Annotated in this window: 18 protein-coding genes; 10 read left to right on the plus strand and 8 right to left on the minus strand. The window is 75.5% G+C overall.

What is annotated here, in order from left to right; all coding sequences use genetic code 11:
- The first annotated feature begins 95 nt into the window (after positions 1-95).
- Genes BFL37_RS04060 through BFL37_RS04080 form a run of 5 tightly spaced genes read left to right on the plus strand, consistent with a single transcriptional unit; the run spans position 96 to position 6,654 of the window.
- The gene (locus BFL37_RS04060) at positions 96-959 is read left to right on the plus strand and encodes an ATP-binding cassette domain-containing protein (RefSeq protein ID WP_086513875.1); all 864 of its coding nucleotides are present in this window, start codon (positions 96-98) and stop codon (positions 957-959) included.
- Positions 956-1,825: an ABC transporter ATP-binding protein gene (locus tag BFL37_RS04065; protein ID WP_086513876.1), complete on the plus strand. Its 870-nt coding sequence runs from the start codon at positions 956-958 to the stop codon at positions 1,823-1,825. Before BFL37_RS04060 ends, BFL37_RS04065 begins: the two co-directional genes overlap by 4 nt.
- The gene (locus tag BFL37_RS04070; RefSeq protein WP_086513877.1) at positions 1,822-3,279 is read left to right on the plus strand and encodes an MFS transporter; all 1,458 of its coding nucleotides are present in this window, start codon (positions 1,822-1,824) and stop codon (positions 3,277-3,279) included. The genes BFL37_RS04065 and BFL37_RS04070 overlap by 4 nt, the downstream gene beginning before the upstream one ends.
- Complete coding sequence (locus BFL37_RS04075; protein ID WP_086514010.1) at positions 3,269-4,810, plus strand: ABC transporter substrate-binding protein; 1,542 nt, start codon at positions 3,269-3,271, stop codon at positions 4,808-4,810. Before BFL37_RS04070 ends, BFL37_RS04075 begins: the two co-directional genes overlap by 11 nt.
- Positions 4,810-6,654 (plus strand): ABC transporter permease subunit, encoded by a 1,845-nt coding sequence (locus BFL37_RS04080; protein ID WP_086513878.1) that lies wholly within the window; start codon positions 4,810-4,812, stop codon positions 6,652-6,654. The genes BFL37_RS04075 and BFL37_RS04080 overlap by 1 nt, the downstream gene beginning before the upstream one ends.
- 12 nt (positions 6,655-6,666) lie before the next feature.
- Here the strand turns inward: BFL37_RS04080 and BFL37_RS04085 are convergent, their stop codons facing one another.
- A complete protein-coding gene (locus tag BFL37_RS04085) occupies positions 6,667-6,975 on the minus strand; it encodes a hypothetical protein (protein ID WP_086513879.1) in 309 nt (102 codons plus the stop codon).
- 235 nt (positions 6,976-7,210) lie between these two features.
- On the opposite strand from BFL37_RS04085, the gene BFL37_RS04090 reads away from it, so the two are divergent.
- Positions 7,211-8,629, plus strand: coding sequence for an MFS transporter (locus BFL37_RS04090; RefSeq protein WP_086513880.1), 1,419 nt, complete (start codon positions 7,211-7,213; stop codon positions 8,627-8,629).
- Positions 8,630-8,734: 105 nt separating this feature from the next.
- A complete protein-coding gene (locus BFL37_RS04095) occupies positions 8,735-10,150 on the plus strand; it encodes an MFS transporter (RefSeq protein WP_086513881.1) in 1,416 nt (471 codons plus the stop codon).
- 67 nt (positions 10,151-10,217) lie between these two features.
- Here BFL37_RS04095 and BFL37_RS04100 read toward each other — a convergent pair whose 3' ends face one another.
- On the minus strand, positions 10,218-10,901 hold the full coding sequence (locus BFL37_RS04100; RefSeq protein WP_241533839.1) for a hypothetical protein: 684 nt from the start codon (positions 10,899-10,901) through the stop codon (positions 10,218-10,220).
- A gap of 135 nt (positions 10,902-11,036) precedes the next feature.
- On the opposite strand from BFL37_RS04100, the gene BFL37_RS04105 reads away from it, so the two are divergent.
- Entirely contained in the window at positions 11,037-11,591 is a 555-nt protein-coding gene (locus BFL37_RS04105; protein WP_086513883.1) for an MOSC domain-containing protein, read from the plus strand.
- Between the two features lie 11 nt (positions 11,592-11,602).
- Positions 11,603-11,800 carry a hypothetical protein gene (locus tag BFL37_RS04110; protein ID WP_241533840.1) on the plus strand — a complete coding sequence of 66 codons (198 nt, stop codon included), beginning with the start codon at positions 11,603-11,605 and terminating at the stop codon, positions 11,798-11,800.
- Here BFL37_RS04110 and BFL37_RS14680 read toward each other — a convergent pair.
- The 5 genes from BFL37_RS14680 to BFL37_RS04135 form a co-directional block, all read right to left on the minus strand.
- On the minus strand, positions 11,797-12,639 hold the full coding sequence (locus tag BFL37_RS14680) for a hypothetical protein (RefSeq protein ID WP_241533841.1): 843 nt from the start codon (positions 12,637-12,639) through the stop codon (positions 11,797-11,799). The two genes, BFL37_RS04110 and BFL37_RS14680, sit on opposite strands and share 4 nt — an antisense overlap.
- A 5-nt stretch (positions 12,640-12,644) precedes the next feature.
- Positions 12,645-13,469 carry a ribokinase gene (locus BFL37_RS04120; protein WP_172403735.1) on the minus strand — a complete coding sequence of 275 codons (825 nt, stop codon included), beginning with the start codon at positions 13,467-13,469 and terminating at the stop codon, positions 12,645-12,647.
- A 100-nt stretch (positions 13,470-13,569) separates the two neighbouring features.
- Positions 13,570-14,409, minus strand: coding sequence for an ABC transporter permease (locus tag BFL37_RS04125; protein WP_086513885.1), 840 nt, complete (start codon positions 14,407-14,409; stop codon positions 13,570-13,572).
- The gene (locus BFL37_RS04130; RefSeq protein ID WP_241533842.1) at positions 14,406-15,290 is read right to left on the minus strand and encodes an ABC transporter permease; all 885 of its coding nucleotides are present in this window, start codon (positions 15,288-15,290) and stop codon (positions 14,406-14,408) included. The genes BFL37_RS04125 and BFL37_RS04130 overlap by 4 nt, the downstream gene beginning before the upstream one ends.
- A complete protein-coding gene (locus BFL37_RS04135; protein WP_063072062.1) occupies positions 15,287-16,213 on the minus strand; it encodes an ABC transporter ATP-binding protein in 927 nt (308 codons plus the stop codon). Before BFL37_RS04135 ends, BFL37_RS04130 begins: the two co-directional genes overlap by 4 nt.
- Positions 16,214-16,426: 213 nt before the next feature.
- Between BFL37_RS04135 and BFL37_RS04140 the strand changes: the two genes are divergently transcribed.
- Positions 16,427-18,388, plus strand: a complete 1,962-nt coding sequence (locus BFL37_RS04140) for an ABC transporter ATP-binding protein (RefSeq protein WP_086513886.1) — start codon at positions 16,427-16,429, stop codon at positions 18,386-18,388.
- A 15-nt stretch (positions 18,389-18,403) separates the two neighbouring features.
- Here the strand turns inward: BFL37_RS04140 and BFL37_RS04145 are convergent, their stop codons facing one another.
- Complete coding sequence (locus BFL37_RS04145; protein ID WP_086513887.1) at positions 18,404-18,772, minus strand: DUF2834 domain-containing protein; 369 nt, start codon at positions 18,770-18,772, stop codon at positions 18,404-18,406.
- Positions 18,773-18,806: the final 34 nt, after the last annotated feature.

The raw sequence follows: 18,806 nt of genomic DNA on the forward strand, positions 1-18,806 counted from the left end.
GGGACGGCGCATTTGTGGGCGATAAGTCTTCTCAATAGAGTCGGACGAGGCCCGGCCGGATCGTCCGGCTCCGCGCGTGGACGGACAAGGACCCGATGACGCCGATCCTCTCCCTCGAGAGCCTCAGCATCTCCATCGACCGGACGCCGCTCGTGCACGACGTCGACCTCCGCATCGGCGCCGGCGAGCGGGTCGCGCTGGTCGGCGCGTCCGGGTCCGGCAAGTCGCTCACGGCGCAGGCCGTGCTCGGGACGCTGCCGCCCGGATCCCGGGTGCGCGGCGTCGTCGAGCTCGGCGGGCGCGCGGTCGGCCCGGCCGCACCGCGCCAGCGCCTCGGCCGCGTCGCCGCCGTGCAGCAGGACTCGCTCGCCGCGCTGAACCCGCTCGTGACGGTCGGCGCGCAGCTGGTCGCGGCGCTGCGGGCCGGCCGGGCGCGCGGATCCGCCGCGGACGGCGGCCTCCTCACCCGGCGGGACGCACGGCGCGAGGTGCGGGAGCTGCTCGCCGAGGTGGGCATCGAGGATCCCGACGGCGCGCTCCCCGCCTTCGCCGCCGAGCTCTCGGGCGGCCAGCGCCAGCGCGTCTGCCTCGCGCTCGCGCTGCTGTGCCGCGCCGACCTGCTCGTCGCGGACGAGCCGACCACCGCGCTCGACGTCGTGACGCAGGCGCGCGTGGTCGACGTGATCCGCCGCCGCCTCGACGCCACCGGCCAGGCGCTCCTCTTCATCACGCACGACCTCGCGGTGGCCGCCGCGCTCTGCGACCGGGTCGTCGTGCTCGAGGCGGGCCGCGTGGTCGAGGCCGGGACCATGGACGACCTCGTGCGGCGACCGCGGCACGCGTACAGCCGGGCGCTCGTGGCGGCGGCGTCCCGGCGGCTGCCCGGCGGATCCGCGGGTCCCGTGACGGCGTCGGCGTCGGCGGCCTCGGCCCCGCTCGGCGCGGCGGCCGCACGATGAGCGACGTCATCCGGCCCGCGGGCGCCGTCGCGGCCGCCTCCGCCGACGCGCTGACGGCCACCGGGATCACGCACCGCTACCCGCCGCGCCGCGACCCCGCCGCGCGGCGCACGGCCCGCACCGCTCATGCGTCCGGCGCCGCGGGACCCGCGCCCGCGCTCGACGACGTGACGTTCCGCGTCGCGCCCGGCGAGACGGTCGGGATCGTGGGCCGCTCCGGATCCGGCAAGTCGACCCTCCTGCGGGTCCTGCTCGCCCTCGAGGCGCCGACCGCGGGAGCCGTCGCGCTCGGCGACCGGGCCGTCGTGCCCGGCCGCGCGTCCGCCCTGCGCTGGTACCGGCGGCACGTGCAGGCGGTGCCGCAGGATCCGGGCGCGAGCCTCGAGCCGCGCATGACCGTGCGGCAGCTGATCCGCGAACCGCTCCGCCGCCTCGACGTGCCGGGCGACCACGCCGCCATCGTCGCGCGCGCCCTCGACGACGTCGGCCTCGCCGCGTCCCTCGCCGACCGGCGGCCGCGCGAGCTCTCCGGCGGGCAGGCGCAGCGCGTGGCCCTCGCGCGGGCCATCGCGACCTCGCCCGGGATCCTCCTCGCCGACGAGCCCGTCAGCGGGGTGGACCTGCCGCTGCGGGACCGGATCATCGAGCTCCTCGGCTCCCTGGTGCGCGAGCGGGGCCTCGGGCTCGTGCTCGTGTCGCACGACCTCGACGCCGTCGCCCGGCTCTGCGGGCGGAGCGTCGTGCTCGCGGGCGGGCGGATCGCGGAGGAGGGGCCGACGCAGCGCCTGCTCGCCGACCCCGCGCATCCGGCCACGCAAGAGCTCGCCGACGCGGTCCCCCGGCTGCCGGGAGCGCGCACCGCATGACCGCGTCCCACCCGTCCGGCCCCGCGGGCCCGGCCTCCGCCGTGCCCGGACCCGCACCGCGTGCCGCGCGCCGCGGATCCCCGCCCGCCGCCGTGCTGCTCTCCAGCCAGCTCGTCTTCAACCTCGGCTTCTACGCCGTCGTCCCGTTCCTCGCCGTCGTGATGCGCGACGACCTCGGGCTCGGCGCCCTCGCGATCGGCCTCGTGCTCGGCGCGCGCACGTTCAGCCAGCAGGGCCTCTTCCTCCTCGGCGGGATGCTCGCCGACCGCTTCGGCCCGCGCACCCTCATCGCGGCGGGCTGCGCCGTGCGCGTGTCCGGCTACCTGGGGCTCGCCCTGGCCGCGGACCTGCCGGGCTTCCTCCTCGGCGCGGTCCTCACCGGGTTCGGCGGCGCGCTGTTCAGCCCGGCGCTGCAGAGCCTCGTCGCGGCCGCCGACGTGCGGGCGCGCGCCACGCGTCGGCCGGGGCGCCCGTCGCTGTTCGCCGCGCTCGTGCTGGTGGGCGAGATCGGCGCGGCCGTGGGTCCGCTCGCCGGCGCCGCGCTGCTCGGGCTCGGGTTCTCGACGACCGTGCTCGTGGGCGCGGCGCTGTTCGCGGCCGTCGGGGTGGCGCTCTGGTGCGTGATCCCGGCGGACGCGGGGCGTCCCGTCGCGTCGTCGCCCGCGGGATCCGCGCCGGCCGGATCCGCGCCTGAGGGATCCGCGCCCGCCGCACCGCGCCCCGACCGCTGGGCCGCCGTCCGCGACCGCCGCTTCCTCGCCTTCTCCGCCCTGTTCGCGGTCGACCTGGTCGCCTACAACCAGCTCTACCTCGGCCTGCCGCTCGAGCTCGCGCGGGCGGGCGCCGGTACGGCCGCGGTGGGATCCGCGTTCCTCGCCGTCTCGCTCCTCACCATCACGCTGCAGTGGCCCGTCGCCCTCCTCGCGAAGCGGCTCGGTCCCGGCCGCGCGCTCGCCCTCGGCTTCGGCACCACGGCGACGGGCTTCGCGGCGCTCGCGCTCGGATCCGCCGTGCCGCCGCCCGCCGGTGCCGAGCTGGTGCCCGCCGCGGTCCTCGTGGTCTGCCTCACGCTCGGCCACATGACCGCGGGCCCCGTGACCATGGAGCTCGTCCCCCCGTTCGCCGCCGGCCGGCCGACCGCCTCGTTCTACGGGCTGCTCGCGAGCTGCGGCGGGATCTCCGTGCTCGTGGCCGGCGGCGTGGTCGGCTCCCTGCTCGACGCGGCACCCGCCGTCGCCTGGGGGATCCTCGCCGCGCTGCCCGTCGCCGCGGCCGTCGGCCTGCCCCGGCTGCTGCCCGCTCCCTCCCCCGCCTCGCCCGACATCGACGTCCCCGCGCCCGGCGTCGCGGCGCCCCTCCACGACACGACCGCTCCCCCGACCACCACCCCCGATGCCCCGCGCATCGCCGACGATGCCCCGCGCATCCCCGCCGAAGGACCCCATGCCCGCTAGATGCTCCCGCCCCGCCCGCTCCGCCGCCCTCGTCGCCCTCGCCACCGCGTCGGTGCTCGCCCTCAGCGGCTGCTTCGCCGCGAGCCCCGGATCCGCTCCGGACGGCGCGCAGGACGGCGACGGCCGCATCCGCCTCGCCATGCTGCAGCCGCCCCGCTCCGGCCTCACGCCGCTCAGCGACGACGCCTTCAAGCTCTCGCGCTGGAGCACGGCCGAGACGCTCGTGACCCTCGACGACCTCGGCGACGCCCAGCCGCAGCTCGCCACCGGGTGGACCCGCGTCGACGACCTCACCTGGGCCTTCGACATCCGGCCCGACGTGCCCTTCCACGACGGCACGGTCCTCACGGCCGCGCAGGCCGCCGCGTCGCTCACCGCCGCCGCGACCGCGAGCCCGAAGCCGCGGATCCTCGACGGCGTCGACCTCACCGCGACCGCGGACGGCGACCGGCTCGTCGTGCGCACGGCGACGCCGGACCCGCTCGTGCCGCAGCGCCTCTCGAGCCCGCAGCTGGCGATCCTCGCGGCCTCCGCGTACGGCGCCGACGGCACGGTCTCGCCCGTCGGCACCGGCACGGGTCCGTTCCGCCTCACCGCGGTCGACGGCACCTCGTCCGCCACGCTCGACCGGTTCGACGACTACTGGGGCGGCCGGGCCGCGTCCGCGGGCATCGACGTGACCTTCGTCCCCGACGGCACCGCGCGGGCCGCCGCGCTCCGCACCGGGACGGCCGACGTGGTCGAGGCGATCCCCGTGGGCCAGGCCGCGCAGGTGGATCCGCAGCTCCTGCACGAGGTCTCGATGCCGCGCACGAACACGCTGTACCTCAACACGGGGTCGGGGCCGTTCGCGGATCCCGCCGTGCGCGCCGCCGCCCAGGCCGGGGTCGACCGCGCCGAGCTCGTCTCCGGCGTCTACGAGGGCCGGGCCGACGAGGCCGCCGGGCTCCTCGGACCGGCGCTGCCCTGGGCCGCCGACCTCCGCGACGACGCCTCCTACCGCGACGCGCTCGCGGGCCGCGCCGCGCCCGCGCAGGTGGACGGCGTGCCGATCACCCTCGGCACCTTCACCGACCGCGCCGAGCTCCCCGAGGTGGCCGTGCAGCTCGAGCAGCAGCTCGAGGCGGCCGGGTTCCAGGTGACGCAGGACGTGCGCGAGTACCAGTACATCGAGGCCGACGCGGTGGCCGGGAGGTTCGACGCCTTCATCCTGTCCCGCGCGACCGTGCTCGACTCGGGCGACCCCGCCGCCTACCTCTACAGCGACTTCGCGTGCCAGGGCTCGTTCAACATCTCGCAGCTGTGCGACCCGGCCGTCGACCAGGCCCTCACCGAGGCGTCCGCGCTGCCGGCCGGACCCGAACGCCGCGCCGCGATCATGGGGGTCGAGGCGCGCGTGCTCGCCGACGACGCCGCGGTGCCGCTCCTGCACGAGCGCGTGATCCAGGGCGAGGCCACCGGGGTCACGGGCGCCGTGCGGGATCCCCGCGAGCGCGCGCTCATCACCGCCGACACGCGCGTCGAGCGCTGATGGGCCGCGCGCGCGACGGGCTCGTCGTCGGGGCGTCCCGGGTGGTCGCGATCGGCGGCGTCGTCGCGCTCGTCGGCGCGCTGCCCTGGCTCTCCGGCCGGTCGCCCGAGTACACGATCCTGCGCGCGCGCTACTCCGACCTCGAGGCCACCCCGGAGGCGCTCGCGTCCGTCCGCGCGCAGCTCGGCCTCGACCGCGGGCCGCTCGCCGTCTCGCTCGACTGGCTGGCGGGCGTGGTGCGCGGCGACCTCGGCACGTCGTGGATCTCCGGCCGCCCGGTCCTCCCCGGCACGCTCGACGCGCTCGGCGTCTCCCTCACCCTCATGGCCTTCGCGATCGCGGTGGCGCTGGGGATCGCGGCGCTGCTGTGCGTGCCCGCCCTGCGCGACGCGACGCGCGGACGCCGGAGCCGCGGATCCGGGGCCCTGGCCGCCGCCCTCACGGCGCTGCCCGAGTTCCTCCTCGCGACGGCGCTGCTCGTGGTCGTCGCCGTGTGGCTCCGCTGGGCGCCCCCGTCCGGCTGGGACGGGCCCGCGAACGCGGCGCTCCCCGCGCTCGCCCTCGGGATCCCGGGCGGCGGGCTCATCGGCCGCCTCCTCGCCGACGCGATCCAGGCCGCGTCCGCCGAGCGCTGGGTCGCGACCTGGGCGATGGCGGGCGTGCCGCCCGCGCGGACGACGCTCGCGGTGCTGCGCCGCGCGCTCCCGTCGGTGCTCGGGCAGATCGGCCTGGTGCTCGTCGGCCTCACGGGCGGCGCGGTCGCGGTCGAGCAGGTCTTCGCGATCCCCGGCATCGGCCGCGCGACCCTCGGCGCGGCCAGCAGCCAGGACGTGCCGGCGCTCCAGGCGGGCGTGCTCGCGCTCCTCGCGGTCGCCGTCGTCGCGGGCGCGCTGGCGGACCTCGTCCGGCGCGCGCTCCTCGGCCCCGCCCTCCGCCTCGGATCCCTGCCCGTGCCCGACGCGCGCGTCTCCGCCCGCCGCCGCGACGCCGTCGTGCCGGCCGTCTCCGCGGGGCTCCTCGCGCTCATCGTCGTGGCGGGCCTCGCGCGGGATCCCCTCGCCACCACCGCCGGACGCCTCGCGCCGCCCTCGTGGGCGCTCCCCTTCGGCGCCGACGCGAGCGGCCGGGACCTCCTCGGCCGGGTCGGCCACGGCGCCGTGACCACGCTCGGCACCGCGCTCCTCGTGACGCTCGCCTGCTGCGCGATCGGCCTGGTGCTCGGGCTCCTGCCGCGCGCGTCGCTCGGCCCCATCGAGGTCGCCAACGCCGCGCCGCCGATCCTCGCGGGCATCGTGGTGGCGGCGATCCAGGGCCCCTCGACCGCGGGCGCCGCCATCGCCGTGGCCGCCGTCGGCTGGGCGCCGCTCGCCGCGCACGCCGGGGCGCTGATGCAGGAGGCGCGCGCGCAGCCGCACGTGCGGATCCTGCCGGTGCTCGGCGTCGGGCGCGCCCGGATCCTCCTCGGCCACCTCCTGCCCGCGGTCGTCGGCCCGGTGCTGCGGAACGCGATGCTCCGGCTGCCCGGGACCGCGCTGACGCTCGCGGCGCTCGGCTTCCTCGGCCTCGGCAGCCCCCGGCCGACGCCCGAGTGGGGCCTGATCCTCAGCGAGGGCAGCGCCTACGCGGAGCGCGCGCCGTGGGCGGTCGGCGCCCCCGCGCTCGCGCTCGTGCTGGCCGCGGTGCTCGCGGTGTCGCTCTCGGCGCACGACCTGACGGGGCTGCTGCGGCGACGCCGCGGATCCGCCGGCGACGCGAGCGCGGCCGACGGGAGCCCGGCCGACCGGAACCCGGTCGACGCGACCCCGGTCGCGGCTCAGCCAGCCGCCTCCCCCGAGCGCGCGTAGCCGACGCGTCGCCTAGCGCCGCTCGTCCGGTCCCGCGTCGTCCGGTCCCGGCTCCTCGCGGCGCCGGTCCACGGCGACGCCGCCGTCCTCGTCCCACGCGAGGGCGACCGCCTGATCCTCCTCGGTCGGCGACTCCGCGAGCCGCGCGCGCTCCTCGAGCTCCCGATGCGTCCACCGGCGCAGCTGCAGGATGCACAGGACGACGCCCACGACGCAGGGGATCGCCACGTACCAGTAGCCGGTGCCGAAGCAGATGAGCGCGACCGCGCCCAGCGCCTTCGCGACGCCCGGCAGGACAGCGCGTCCGGTCTCGTGCTCCATGGGACTCCTCGTCATCGCGGGCGGCGACGCGCGGATCCGCGGCACGGGTCCGGGGCGACGCCCCGCCCAGCCTACGGACCGCGCACAGCATCTCCCCATGGGCGTAAACTCACCTCGCCATCACGAGTGGCCCCCTCGACTCCGCCGCACCCGGCGCCCGCGCCCGACCGGCGCGCCCGCCTCCTCCGCGCGCCCCTGCCGCTCACGCCGCACCAGCCGAAAGCCGTCTCCCCGCATGTCCAGCACCCGCGCGGCCAGCGCCGCCGCCCCGTCCGCATCCACCGCACCGCCCGCCGGGAACTCCCGCTCGCGCGTCATCATCGCGAGCCTCATCGGCACGTCGATCGAGTTCTACGACTTCTACGTCTACGCGACCGCCGCGGTGCTCGTCTTCCCCGCGCTCTTCTTCGCGAACGACGACCCGACCGTCGCGCAGCTCGCGTCCTTCGCGGTCTTCGGCGTCGCGTTCATCGCGCGGCCCATCGGATCCATCCTCTTCGGGCACTTCGGCGACCGCGTCGGCCGCAAGGGCACGCTCGTCGCGTCGCTGCTCACCATGGGCATCGCGACCGTGCTGATCGGCTGCCTCCCCACCGCGCTCACGCCCGGCTGGGAGGTGGCGGCCCCCGCGCTCCTCGTGATCATGCGCTTCGGCCAGGGCCTCGGCCTCGGCGGCGAGTGGAGCGGCGCCGCGCTGCTGGCCACCGAGAACGCGCCCGCCGGCAAGCGCGCCATCTACGGCACGTTCCCGCAGCTGGGCGCCCCCATCGGCTTCATCGTCGCCAACGGCGTGTTCCTCGCGCTGAGCCTCGGCCTCACCCCCGAGCAGTTCCAGTCGTGGGGCTGGCGCGTCCCGTTCCTCGCGAGCGCCGTGCTCGTGATCGTCGGCCTGTACGTCCGCCTCAAGCTCATCGAGACGCCCGCGTTCCAGAAGGTCGTCGACTCCGGCGAGGTCGCGAAGCTGCCCGTCGCGCGCGTCTTCGTCACGAGCTGGCGCCCGCTGATCCTCGGCACGTTCATCATGCTGGCGACCTACACGCTCTTCTACCTGATGACCACGTTCACGCTCACCTACGGCACCACGGCGCGCGACGCCGCCGCCGCCGAGGCGGCCGCGACCGCAGCGGGCAAGACCTTCAACCCGGACACGTTCGCCGCGGGCCTCGGCTACGCGCGGAACGACTTCCTGCTCATGCTCATCGTCGGCGTCGTGTTCTTCGGGATCTTCACGATGGTCTCGGGGCCGCTCGCGGAGAGGTACGGCCGCCGCAAGATGCTCATCGCGACGACCCTCGGGATCCTCGTCTTCGGCCTGCTCTTCGTGCCCCTGTTCGCGGGCGGCTTCGTGGGCACGATGGTGCTGCTCATCATCGGCTTCACGCTCATGGGCCTCACCTTCGGCCCGATGGGCGCGGTGCTGCCCGAGCTCTTCCCGACGAACGTGCGCTACACGGGATCCGCGATCAGCTACAACGTCGCCAGCATCCTCGGCGCCGCGGTCGCGCCCTTCATCGCGGTGGCGCTCTGGCAGCTGCTCGACGGGAACGTGCTGCTCGTCGGCGTGTACCTCAGCGCGATGGCGGCGATCACGCTCGTCGCGCTCATCATCAGCCGCGAGACGCGCGACGCCGACTACGCGGGGAACGTCAGCTGATCCGCGGCGTGTGAGCCGTTCGCCCGGAGGGGCGGGGAGCGCCGGTACCGTCGGCGCGCCACGAACCGTGGCGTCTCCCCGTCCCCCGAGTCGGAAGCCACCGCCATGACCGCTGCCCCCACCGCCGCACCGCCCGCATCCGCCCCGGCCAACCCGCGCTCGCGCGTGCTGGTCGCGAGCCTCGTCGGGACGTCCATCGAGTTCTTCGACTTCTACGTCTACGCCACCGCGGCCGTGCTGGTGTTCCCGGCCCTCTTCTTCGCGAACGACGACCCCGCGGTCGCGCAGCTCCAGTCGCTGGCCGTGTTCGGCGTGGCGTTCTTCGCCCGGCCCATCGGATCCGTGGTCTTCGGCCACTTCGGCGACCGGTTCGGCCGCACGCGCACGCTCGTCGCGTCGCTGCTCACCATGGGCGTCGCCACCGTGCTCGTCGGCTGCCTGCCGAGCGGGCTCACGCCGGGCTGGGAGGTCGCGGCCCCCGCCGCCCTCGCCGTGCTGCGCTTCGTCCAGGGCCTCGGCCTCGGCGGCGAGTGGGGCGGCGCCGCGCTGCTCGCGACGGAGAACGCGCCCGCGGGCAATCGGGCCGTCTACGGCACCTTCCCCCAGCTCGGTGCGCCCGTGGGCTTCATCCTGGCCAACGGCCTGTTCCTCGTCCTGTCGCTGACGCTCTCCCCCGCCGACCTGCAGGCGTGGGGCTGGCGCGTGCCGTTCCTCGCGAGCGCCGTCCTCGTGCTCGTGGGCCTCTACGTCCGCGTGAAGCTCGTCGAGGCGCCGGAGTTCCAGGCCGTGCTCGACCGCGGCGCGACCTCCCGGCTGCCGCTCGGCCGCACGCTGCGCACGGGCTGGCGCGGGCTGATCCTCGGAGCGCTCGCCCTGCTCGCCACCTTCACGCTCTTCTACCTCATGACCACGTTCGCGGTCACCTACGCCACGTCGCCGCGCATCGCGGAGGCCGCCGAGGCCGCCGCCACGACCGCGGGCAAGCCGTTCGACGCGTCCGCGTTCCACGCCGGCCTCGGCTACGCCCGCACCGACTTCCTGCTCATGCTGCTCGTCGGCGTGGTGTTCTTCGCCGCCGCCATCGTGGTGTCCGGCGCGCTCGCCCAGCGGCGCGGCGCGCGTCCCGTCGTGGTCGCGAGCGCGGTCGGCATGGTCGTCTTCGGCGTGCTCTTCGACCCGCTGCTGGCCGCCGGCCTCCCCGGCACGCTCATGTTCGTCGTGCTCGGCTTCGTGCTCATCGGCCTCGCGTACGGCGCCGTCGGATCCCTGCTGCCGGGCATGTTCGCCGCCGACGTCCGCTACACGGGCGCGTCCCTCGCGTTCAGCCTCGCGGGCATCATCGGCGGGGCGGTCGCGCCGTTCATCGCCACCTGGCTGTGGGACGTGGGCGGCGGCGGCGTGGGCCTCGTCGGGATCTACCTCAGCGTCGCGTCCGCCATCTCGCTCGTGGCGTTCCTCGTGGCCCGCGAGCACGACACGGCCGACGCGACGTCCGCCGGCGCGGTCGACGCGACGCGCTGACCGGCACGGGACGCAGGGCCGGGCCGGCGCATCGGCCCGTCCCTCCGCGCGTGCGCGCGGCACCCGCTCACCAGGCGCGGCGGATGGTCTCCACGCGGGCCCGCATCGCGGCCGACCGCCCGTGCACCAGCAGGCCCACGACGAGGCCGGCGGACGCCACGAGGATCACGGGCGGCAGCGCGAAGAGCAGCGGGATGAGCGGCGACGCCTCCGCCCCCGCGAGGAGCAGGCCGAGGGTCTGGCCGAGGATCCAGGACGCCGCCGTGCCCGTGCCGACCACGAGGAGGCAGAGGCGGGCCAGCGGTTCGAGCAGCCGCCCGCGGACGACGAGGACCCCGAGCACCGCGAGCGCCCCAACGTGCACCGCGTACACGCCCTGCGACAGCACGACGACGACCGGCGGCTCCACCAGCCCCGCCGATCCGGGCGGGTCCCCGAGCATCAGGCCGACGAGGATCCGCGCGAGCGTGAAGGCCACCTGCGCGCCCGCGGCCACCAGCGCCGCGATCCCCGCCGCGCGCGACGCCTGCAGCAGCCCCGGCTCGCCGCGTACGCCCCGCGCGAGGACGACCGCGGCGGCCACCACGAGGACCAGCACCACGACGTCCACCACGGGCCCCTGCAGCACGATCGCGGACGCCATGTCCGGCGTCGGCTGGATCCGGGAGCCGCCGAGCAGACCGGGCTGCAGCAGGAGCGCACCGGCGGACGCGAGCCCCGCCACCAGCGTCGTCCTGCGTGATCCGCTCATGGCCGTCGCGCGCATCGCATCCCCCATCGCCGTCGATGCCCCGAACCTAGCCGGACCACGGCGCGGACGGGACCCCGCGCCCCCGTCCCGTCCGGGGGCTCGCCCGTCGACCGGCGCACCGCTATCGTCGCTGGCATGCAGCCGTCCGCATCGCCCCGGGTCCTCGCGGTCGCGCGCGACGATGCCCATCGCTTCTCCAAGCCCGTCCGCCCGTCCATCACCCTCCTCGCCGGCCTCGGGGTCGAGGGCGACGCGCACCTCGGCACCACCGTGCAGCACCTCTCGCGGAAGCGCCGCGATCCGGATGCGCCGAACCTCCGCCAGGTGCACCTGGTCCACGCCGAGCTGCACGAGGAGCTCGCGGACAAGGGGTACGAGGTGGGGCCGGGCGACCTCGGCGAGAACGTCACGACCGCGGGCGTCCCGCTCCTCGACCTGCCCACGGGCACGCGCCTGCACCTCGGCGACGAGGCCGTGGTGGAGCTGACGGGCCTCCGGAACCCCTGCATCCAGATCGACCGGCTCGGCACGGGCGCCATGAAGGCGGTGCTCGACCGTGACGCCGACGGGAACGTCGTGCGGAAGTCCGGCGTGATGGGCGTCGTGATCACCGGCGGCGAGGTCCGCCCCGACGACGCCGTGCGCGTGGAGCTGCCCGCAGGCGAGCAGCGGGCGCTGCAGCCGGTGTGATCGTCGCCGACATGAGGATCCTCGCGGCAGCCCTGGGCGGCTTCGGCGCGCTCGTCGTCGCGGTCGCGCTCGGCGCCGTGATGGGCGGGATCGCCGGCGAGGAGCCGGGCGGCATCGCGATCGCGTGGTGGTTCGCGGCGGCCGGCGCCGCGATCGCGCTGGTCGGGCTCGGCGTGGAGCTCCTGCGTCGGCGAGGGATGCGCCGCTAGGAGCGGGTCCCGTCGGCGCGGTCGCCGTCCTGCGGCTCGACCGTGCGCGCGTCCACGGTGGCGCGCTCACGGCGCCGGCGGAGCATGCCGCGCACCACGATGGCGAGCACCACGGCCAGCGCTGCGATCGCCCCGACCGTGCACACGACGACCAGCACGCGGTCGCCCTCCGTGCGCACCTCGGTGACGCGCGCCACCTGATACAGCAGGTACGCGACGGTGCCGGCGAACGTCGCCAGCGCCCCCTCCGCCTGCTCGCGGAAGCGCGTGCGGGGATCCGAGGGCATGCGGCCAGCCTGCCATGGGGCCGCGCGCGCAGCATGGCACGGCCTATCGCCCCGCGGTAGGGAGGCCTCCGCGCGCGCCGCCCGCTCGCGATGGTCGACCCCGACCATCACGCTGCTGTCGACGCGGTCGAAGAGCTGGACCTCCACCTCCAGCTCGCCGACGTCCCACGACACCGGGCTCGGCTGGTCGTCGAAGACCGGGCGGGCGGGACCGAGGCCGGCGGTGAGGGCCGCGACGAGCGCATCGTGATCGCACCGGACGAGCGGATCCCGCGGGCCGCCGTGCCGTGCCAGGAAGAAGCCGACGCCCGTGACCTCGCCCGCGTGGGTGCCGTAGGAGAGGTGGTCGACGGCGTCGGGTCCACCGGCCAGCGCGCGGAGCTCGGAGTCCGGGGCGTACGCGTCGACCTCGCCCGTGGGACGCGCGCCGAGGGCGGCGAGCATCCGCTCCGCCTCCGCGACGTCGCGCGGCGACGGCGGCGTCGCGAGCGCGCGGACGAACGCGACGACGGCCGCGGTCGCGTCGTGCGGATCCGGCGACTCGTCGCCCACGCGGATCAGTCGTCCGCGGGCTGCGCGCCCTGCCGCTGGACGACGACGGCCGCGGCGTCGGCGGCGACGACCAGGGCGCCCTCGCGGTCGGCGCCCGCGGCGAGCGCGGAGGCCAGCGCGCCGCAGAACGCGTCGCCCGCGCCCGTCGTGTCGACGACGCGGGTGACCCGCGACGCGGGGACCTCGACGTGGCCCCACATCGCGCCCTCGGCGCCGAGGGTGACGAGCAGCGACGCGGGAGCGGGCGTGCCCGACTCGCGGAGGAGCCCGGCCTCGTGCTCGTTGACGACCACGGGATCCGCGAGCGCGAGCACGTCGGCGGGCAGCGCGGCGAAGGGCGCGAGGTTCAGCACGATGCGGGCCCCGGCGGCATGCGCCCGGCGGACGCCCTCCGCGACGGTGTCGAGGGGCAGCTCGAGGGAGGCGAGCAGGACGTCGCCCGCCGCGAGCGCGTCGAGCGGATCCAGGTGCGCCGACGCCACGCGGCCGTTGGCGCCGGGCGCGACGATGATCGTGTTCTCGCCGTCGTCGTCGACCGCGATGATCGCGAGGCCCGTGGTCGCGTCCGCCACGGTGGCGAGGCCCGACACGTCGACGCCGCGGTCCGCCAGGCGCGCGCGGTACGCGGATCCGTCGGCGTCGTCGCCCACGGCCCCCACCATCGCGACCTCGCCGCCGGCGTCGGCCGCCGCGACCGCCTGGTTCGCGCCCTTGCCGCCCCAGAGCCGCTCGGGGTCGGATCCGATGAGCGTCTCCCCCGGCTGCGGATGCCGCGGCACGCGCACCACCTGGTCGACGTTGAGCGATCCGAGCACCACGACGCGGCCCATGGGCACCTGCCTCCCCCGGCTCGCAGCCGGCCGCGCCCGGGTGGCGCTCCCCGCCAGGGTACCGAGCGGATCCGGCGCCGGGCACCGCGGCCCGTCGCCGTCAGTCGAGGAACAGGACCCGCAGCCGCCGCGTCGTGAAGACGAGGCCGACGGCCGTCATCACCGCGAAGTAGAGCACGTGGCCGACGACCGCGAACGAGAGCGCGCCCGTCGTGAAGCCGCGCACGAGCTCGACCGCGTGCCAGAGCGGGAGCGCCTGGATCACCGTCTGGACCCACGCCGGGTACACCGACAGCGGGTAGAAGGTCGCGGAGAACAGGAACATCGGCAGCAGGATGAAGGCGATCCAGTCCATCTGCTGGAACGTCCTCATGTAGCTCGTCACCGCCATGCCGAAGCTCGCGAACGCGAGCGCGATGAGCACGACGGACGGCAGCGCGAGGATCGCCCACCACGACAGGTTGAGGCCGAGCACCTGCATCACGACGAGGAAGCCGGACGAGTAGACGACGCCGCGCAGCAGCGCCAGCGAGATCTCGCCGAAGGCCACGTCGAGCGGGCCGAGCGAGGTCGCGAGCATGCCCTGGTACAGCTTCGAGTGGTTCATCTTGAAGAAGACGTTCCAGGTGGAGTCGTAGACGGCGCCGTTCATCGCCGAGACGGCGAGGAGCGCCGGCGCGATGTAGGCGGCGTACGGCACGGGCTGGCCGGTGCTCGTGGTGACGTCGCCGACTAGCGAGCCGAGGCCGATCCCCATCGCAAGCAGGTAGAAGACGGGCTCGAAGAAGCCGGAGAGGACGACGGTCCAGTTGGTGCTGCGGGTTGCGAGCAGGCCGCGGGAGAGCACCGAGCGGGCGTTGCCGGCGTAGAGGGAGCGCGGGCCGCCGCGGCTCCGGCGGGCGGCGGGCGCCGGGGCGACGGGCATCGTGGATCCGGTCATGCGCGCAGCCTCCTCGTGGCGACGCGGCGCGCGAGGGTCCAGCCGACCGCGAGCCAGAGCAGCAGGTACGCCACGTGCGCGATCGTGAGCCAGATCGGCTCCTCCATGCCGTAGGTGGCGACGCGTCCGAGCTCGGTGCCGTGCCAGAGCGGGGAGATCCAGCCGATCCACTGCAGCCAGACGGGGAGCTGGGTGAGCGGGAAGAACGTGCCCGAGAACAGCGAGAGCGGCGTGATGACGAAGCGCATCACCATCGCGATCTGGCCGGTGTCCTGCGTGAGGGTGGCGACGTAGGCCATGAGCATCACGCCGATCGCCATGCCGGTGAGCACCGCGGCGCCGACCGCGAGGAAGCCCGTGCCGAGCGGCACGGCGCCGAACAGGAGCATGAACGCGAAGTAGGCGATGCAGGTGGGCGCCATGCGGATCGCGACGCCGATGACCTGCCCGTCGATGATCTGCGCGGGGGTGAGCGGTGACGCGTTCATCGCCTGGAACACCGGGTTCCACTTGAAGCCGCCGAAGATCGGGTAGCTGAACTCCTCGCTCGCGACCGTCATGGCGCTCGTCGCGAGGAGCGCGGGCGCGACGAACACGAGGAAGCTGACACCCAGGGCCTGGTTCGCGCCCGTCCCCTGGTCGACGACCGTGGCGAGGCCGACGCCGAGCGCGTAGAGGTAGACGTACGGGCTCGCGATGCCGGTCGCGAGCGCGGTGCCGAGGTAGGCGCGGATCCCGAGCAGCCGATGCTCGGCCGCGTACCACGCGCCGGCGCGGCGGGGGCGGACGCCACCCGCGACGGCGCGGGCGCGGTCGTCGGCGCCGTCGCGCGGCCCCTCGGCCGCGGATCCCCCGGCGGCGGTGCGGTCGACGACGCTCACTCGACCAGGCTCCGTCCCGTGAGGCGGAGGAAGACGTCCTCGAGGCTCGACCGGCGCACGAGCGTCGTGATGGGCTTGAGGCCCTGCTCGAGGATCCGGCTGAGCACCGCCTCCCCGTCGGACGCGTACACGAGCACGCGGTCGGGCAGCACCTCGACGCGGTCGCCGTACCCGGCGATCTCGCGCGACGCGGACTCGTTGCGGTCGGACCCGAAGCGCACCTCGAGCACCTCGCGGCTGGAGTGGTCGCGGATGAGGGACGCGGGCGAGCCCTCCGCCATGATCCGCCCCTCGTCGACCACGACGATCCGGTCGCACAGCTGCTCGGCCTCGTCCATGTAGTGCGTGGTGAGCACGAGCGTCGTGCCCTGCTCCTTGAGGCGGAACAGGCGGTCCCAGAGGATGTGGCGCGCCTGCGGGTCGAGGCCCGTCGTCGGCTCGTCGAGCAGCAGGATCCGCGGGTCGCTGATGAGGGCCCGCGCGATGGTGAGGCGCCGCTTCATGCCGCCGGAGAGGTCGTCGACCTTCGCGCCCGCGCGGTCGCTGAGCTGCGCGAACTCGAGCAGCTCGTCGGCGCGGGCCGCGACCTGCTTGCGCGGCAGGCCGAAGTAGCGGCCGTAGACGATGAGGTTGTCGCGCGCCTTGAGCTCCAGGTCGAGGTTGTCGGCCTGCGGCACGACGCCCAGCTGCGAGCGGATCTCCGGCCCGTGCGTGTCGGGGTCGAGCCCGAGGATGTCGAGGGTGCCGCCCGTGCGCGAGGAGACCGCGCCGATCATGCGCATGGTCGTGGACTTGCCGGCGCCGTTCGGCCCGAGCAGCCCGAAGGACTCGCCGGGCGCGACCTCGAAGGACAGGCCGTCGACGGCGACGTGGTCGCCGTACTTCTTCACGAGTCGGTCGGCGGTGATGACGGGGGTGGGCACGAGTCCACAGCCTAGGGTCGGCCTCGGCTTTTTTCTCCACGGGCGGAATCGCTCCCGGCGGTTGCGCGGCGGTCGACGCGTAGAGTCGCCACGGCGATGCGACACGCGCGATGCTCCGCTCGCCGGCCGCCCGGCATCCCGACCGCCTCCGGTCGACCACCGGCTGCCCGCGCGCCGCATCACGATCGCACCCCACGACCCGGGAGACCACGCATGAGCACCGCCCGCCCCGAGACCGCCGCCGCGCCGCGCGCCCGCTCCCGCAACCCGTTCGCGCGCCGCGACTCCGCGGACGACGGCCCCCGCGCCCGCTTCTCCGAGCTGCTGCCGTACATCCTCGAGCAGCGCGGGCTCATGGTCTTCGTGGTCGTGCTGAGCGTGCTCGGCGCCGCCGCGAGCCTCGGCCAGCCGCTCCTCGTGCAGCGCGTCGTCGGCGTCGTGCAGGAGGGCGGCCAGCTCGGCGTCCTCGTCTGGGCGCTCGTCGGCCTCGTCGTCGTGTCCGGCGTGCTCTCGGGCTACCAGCACTACCTGCTGCAGCGCATGGGCGAGGGCATCGTCCTGTCGTCGCGCCGCACGCTCGTGCGCCGGATCCTCCGCCTCCCCATCTCGGAGTTCGACACGCGCCGCACCGGCGACCTCGTCTCGCGCGTGGGATCCGACACCACGCTCCTCCGCGCCGTCCTCACCCAGGGCCTCGTCGAGGCGATCGGCGGCGCGGTCACGTTCCTCGGCGCCATCATCGCGATGCTCATCATCGACCCCGTGCTCCTCAGCCTCACCGTGCTGGTCGTCGCGGTCTCCGTCGTCGCCGTCGTGGGGCTCTCCGGCCGGATCCGCGTGGCCAGCCAGCGCGCGCAGCGCAAGGTCGGCGACCTGGCGGCGAGCGTCGAGCGGGCCATCGGCGCGATCCGCACCGTCCGCGCCAGCAACGCCACCGACCGCGAGATCCGCACCATCGAGACCGACGCCGAGGGCGCGTGGGAGATGGGGATCAAGGTCGCGAAGGCCTCCGCGGTCGTCGTGCCCATCGCCGGCATCGCGCTGCAGGCGTCGTTCCTCGTCGTGGTCGGCGTCGGCGGCTACCGCGTGGCGGCCGGGGCGATCACGGTCGGCGACCTCGTGGCCTTCATCCTGTTCCTCTTCCTCATGATCATGCCGCTCGGCCAGGCGTTCGGCGCCGTGACCGCGGTGAACCAGGCGCTCGGCGCGCTCGGCCGGATCCAGGAGATCGTGAAGCTCCCGGTCGAGACCGACGGGGACGCCGAGCTCGCCGGCCGCCTCCGCGACGACGCGCCCGCGGCGGAGGACCGCACCGACGCGCCCGCCGTGGAGCTCGTGGACGTGCGGTTCGCGTACCCGGTGGCAGCGGACGCGGATGCGGATGCGGATCCCGACGCGGATGCCGGTTCAGCCGGTGCCGAGACGCCCGAGGGGCACGCGCCCGCCGCCTCGGACGATGCCGCCGACGCCGCCGCCGGCGCCGACCGCACGGGCGGCGGCGTCCTCCAGGGCGTCAGCTTCCGCGCCGAGCGGGGGACCCGGATCGCGCTCGTCGGCCCGTCCGGCGCCGGCAAGAGCACGATCCTCGCCCTCATCGAGCGCTTCTACGATCCGACCTCGGGCGTCGTCCGCGTGGGCGGGCGGGACATCCGCACGCTCGACCGCGAGGACCTCCGCCGTCAGATCGGCTACGTCGAGCAGGACGCGCCCGTGCTCGCGGGCACGCTCCGCGAGAACCTCACGCTCACGGCGTTCGACGCGACGGACGAGGACTGCATCCAGGTGCTGCACGCCGTGAACCTCACCGAGGTGCTCGCCCGCAACGAGCTCGGCCTCGACGCGCCCGTCGGCGAGGACGGCATCATGCTCTCCGGCGGCGAGCGTCAGCGCCTCGCGATCGCGCGCACGCTGCTCTCCGCGCCGCCGATCCTCCTGCTCGACGAGTCGACCTCCAGCCTCGACGGCCTCAACGAGCAGCTGCTCCGCAAGGCCATCGACGCGGTCGCCGAGCACCGCACGCTCATCGTGATCGCGCACCGGCTCTCGACCGTCGTCGACAGCGACCTCATCGTCGTCGTCGAGAAGGGCCGCGTCGTCGGCACGGGCACGCACGCGGAGCTCGTCGTCTCGACGCCGCTCTACCGCGACCTCGCGAAGCACCAGCTGCTGGTGTAGCGGCACCCCGCACCGTCAGGCGCGTGGCGTCGGGTCCGTCCGCTCGGGCGCGGTCAGGTGCATCTCCCGCGCCGCGAGGAACACCGGCAGCGCGACGGCGAACGCCACGAGCGGGGCGAGCAGCACGTAGATCCACACGCGCCGCATCCGCAGCCGCCGCCCCTCGACGATGATGAAGGTGACGCTCGCGACCGCGGCGATCAGCAGGTCCCACGACAGCGACGAGACCGCGGGGCCGCCCGCGCCGAGGTCGGCGAGGAAGTCGCGGCCCTCCGTCATGACGCGGATGTTCGCGGTCCACGTGAGAACGAGCCCGGCCGCGGCGAGCACCAGGTAGACGACGGCGAGGCGCGTGGGGCGCCGGCGTGCGGGACGCGTGCTCATGGGGACCCCTCTTCTTCGGTGACGCCAGGCTAGG

Origin of the sequence: Clavibacter michiganensis, assembly GCF_002151125.1 — a bacterium.
GTDB lineage: Bacteria > Actinomycetota > Actinomycetes > Actinomycetales > Microbacteriaceae > Clavibacter > Clavibacter michiganensis_C.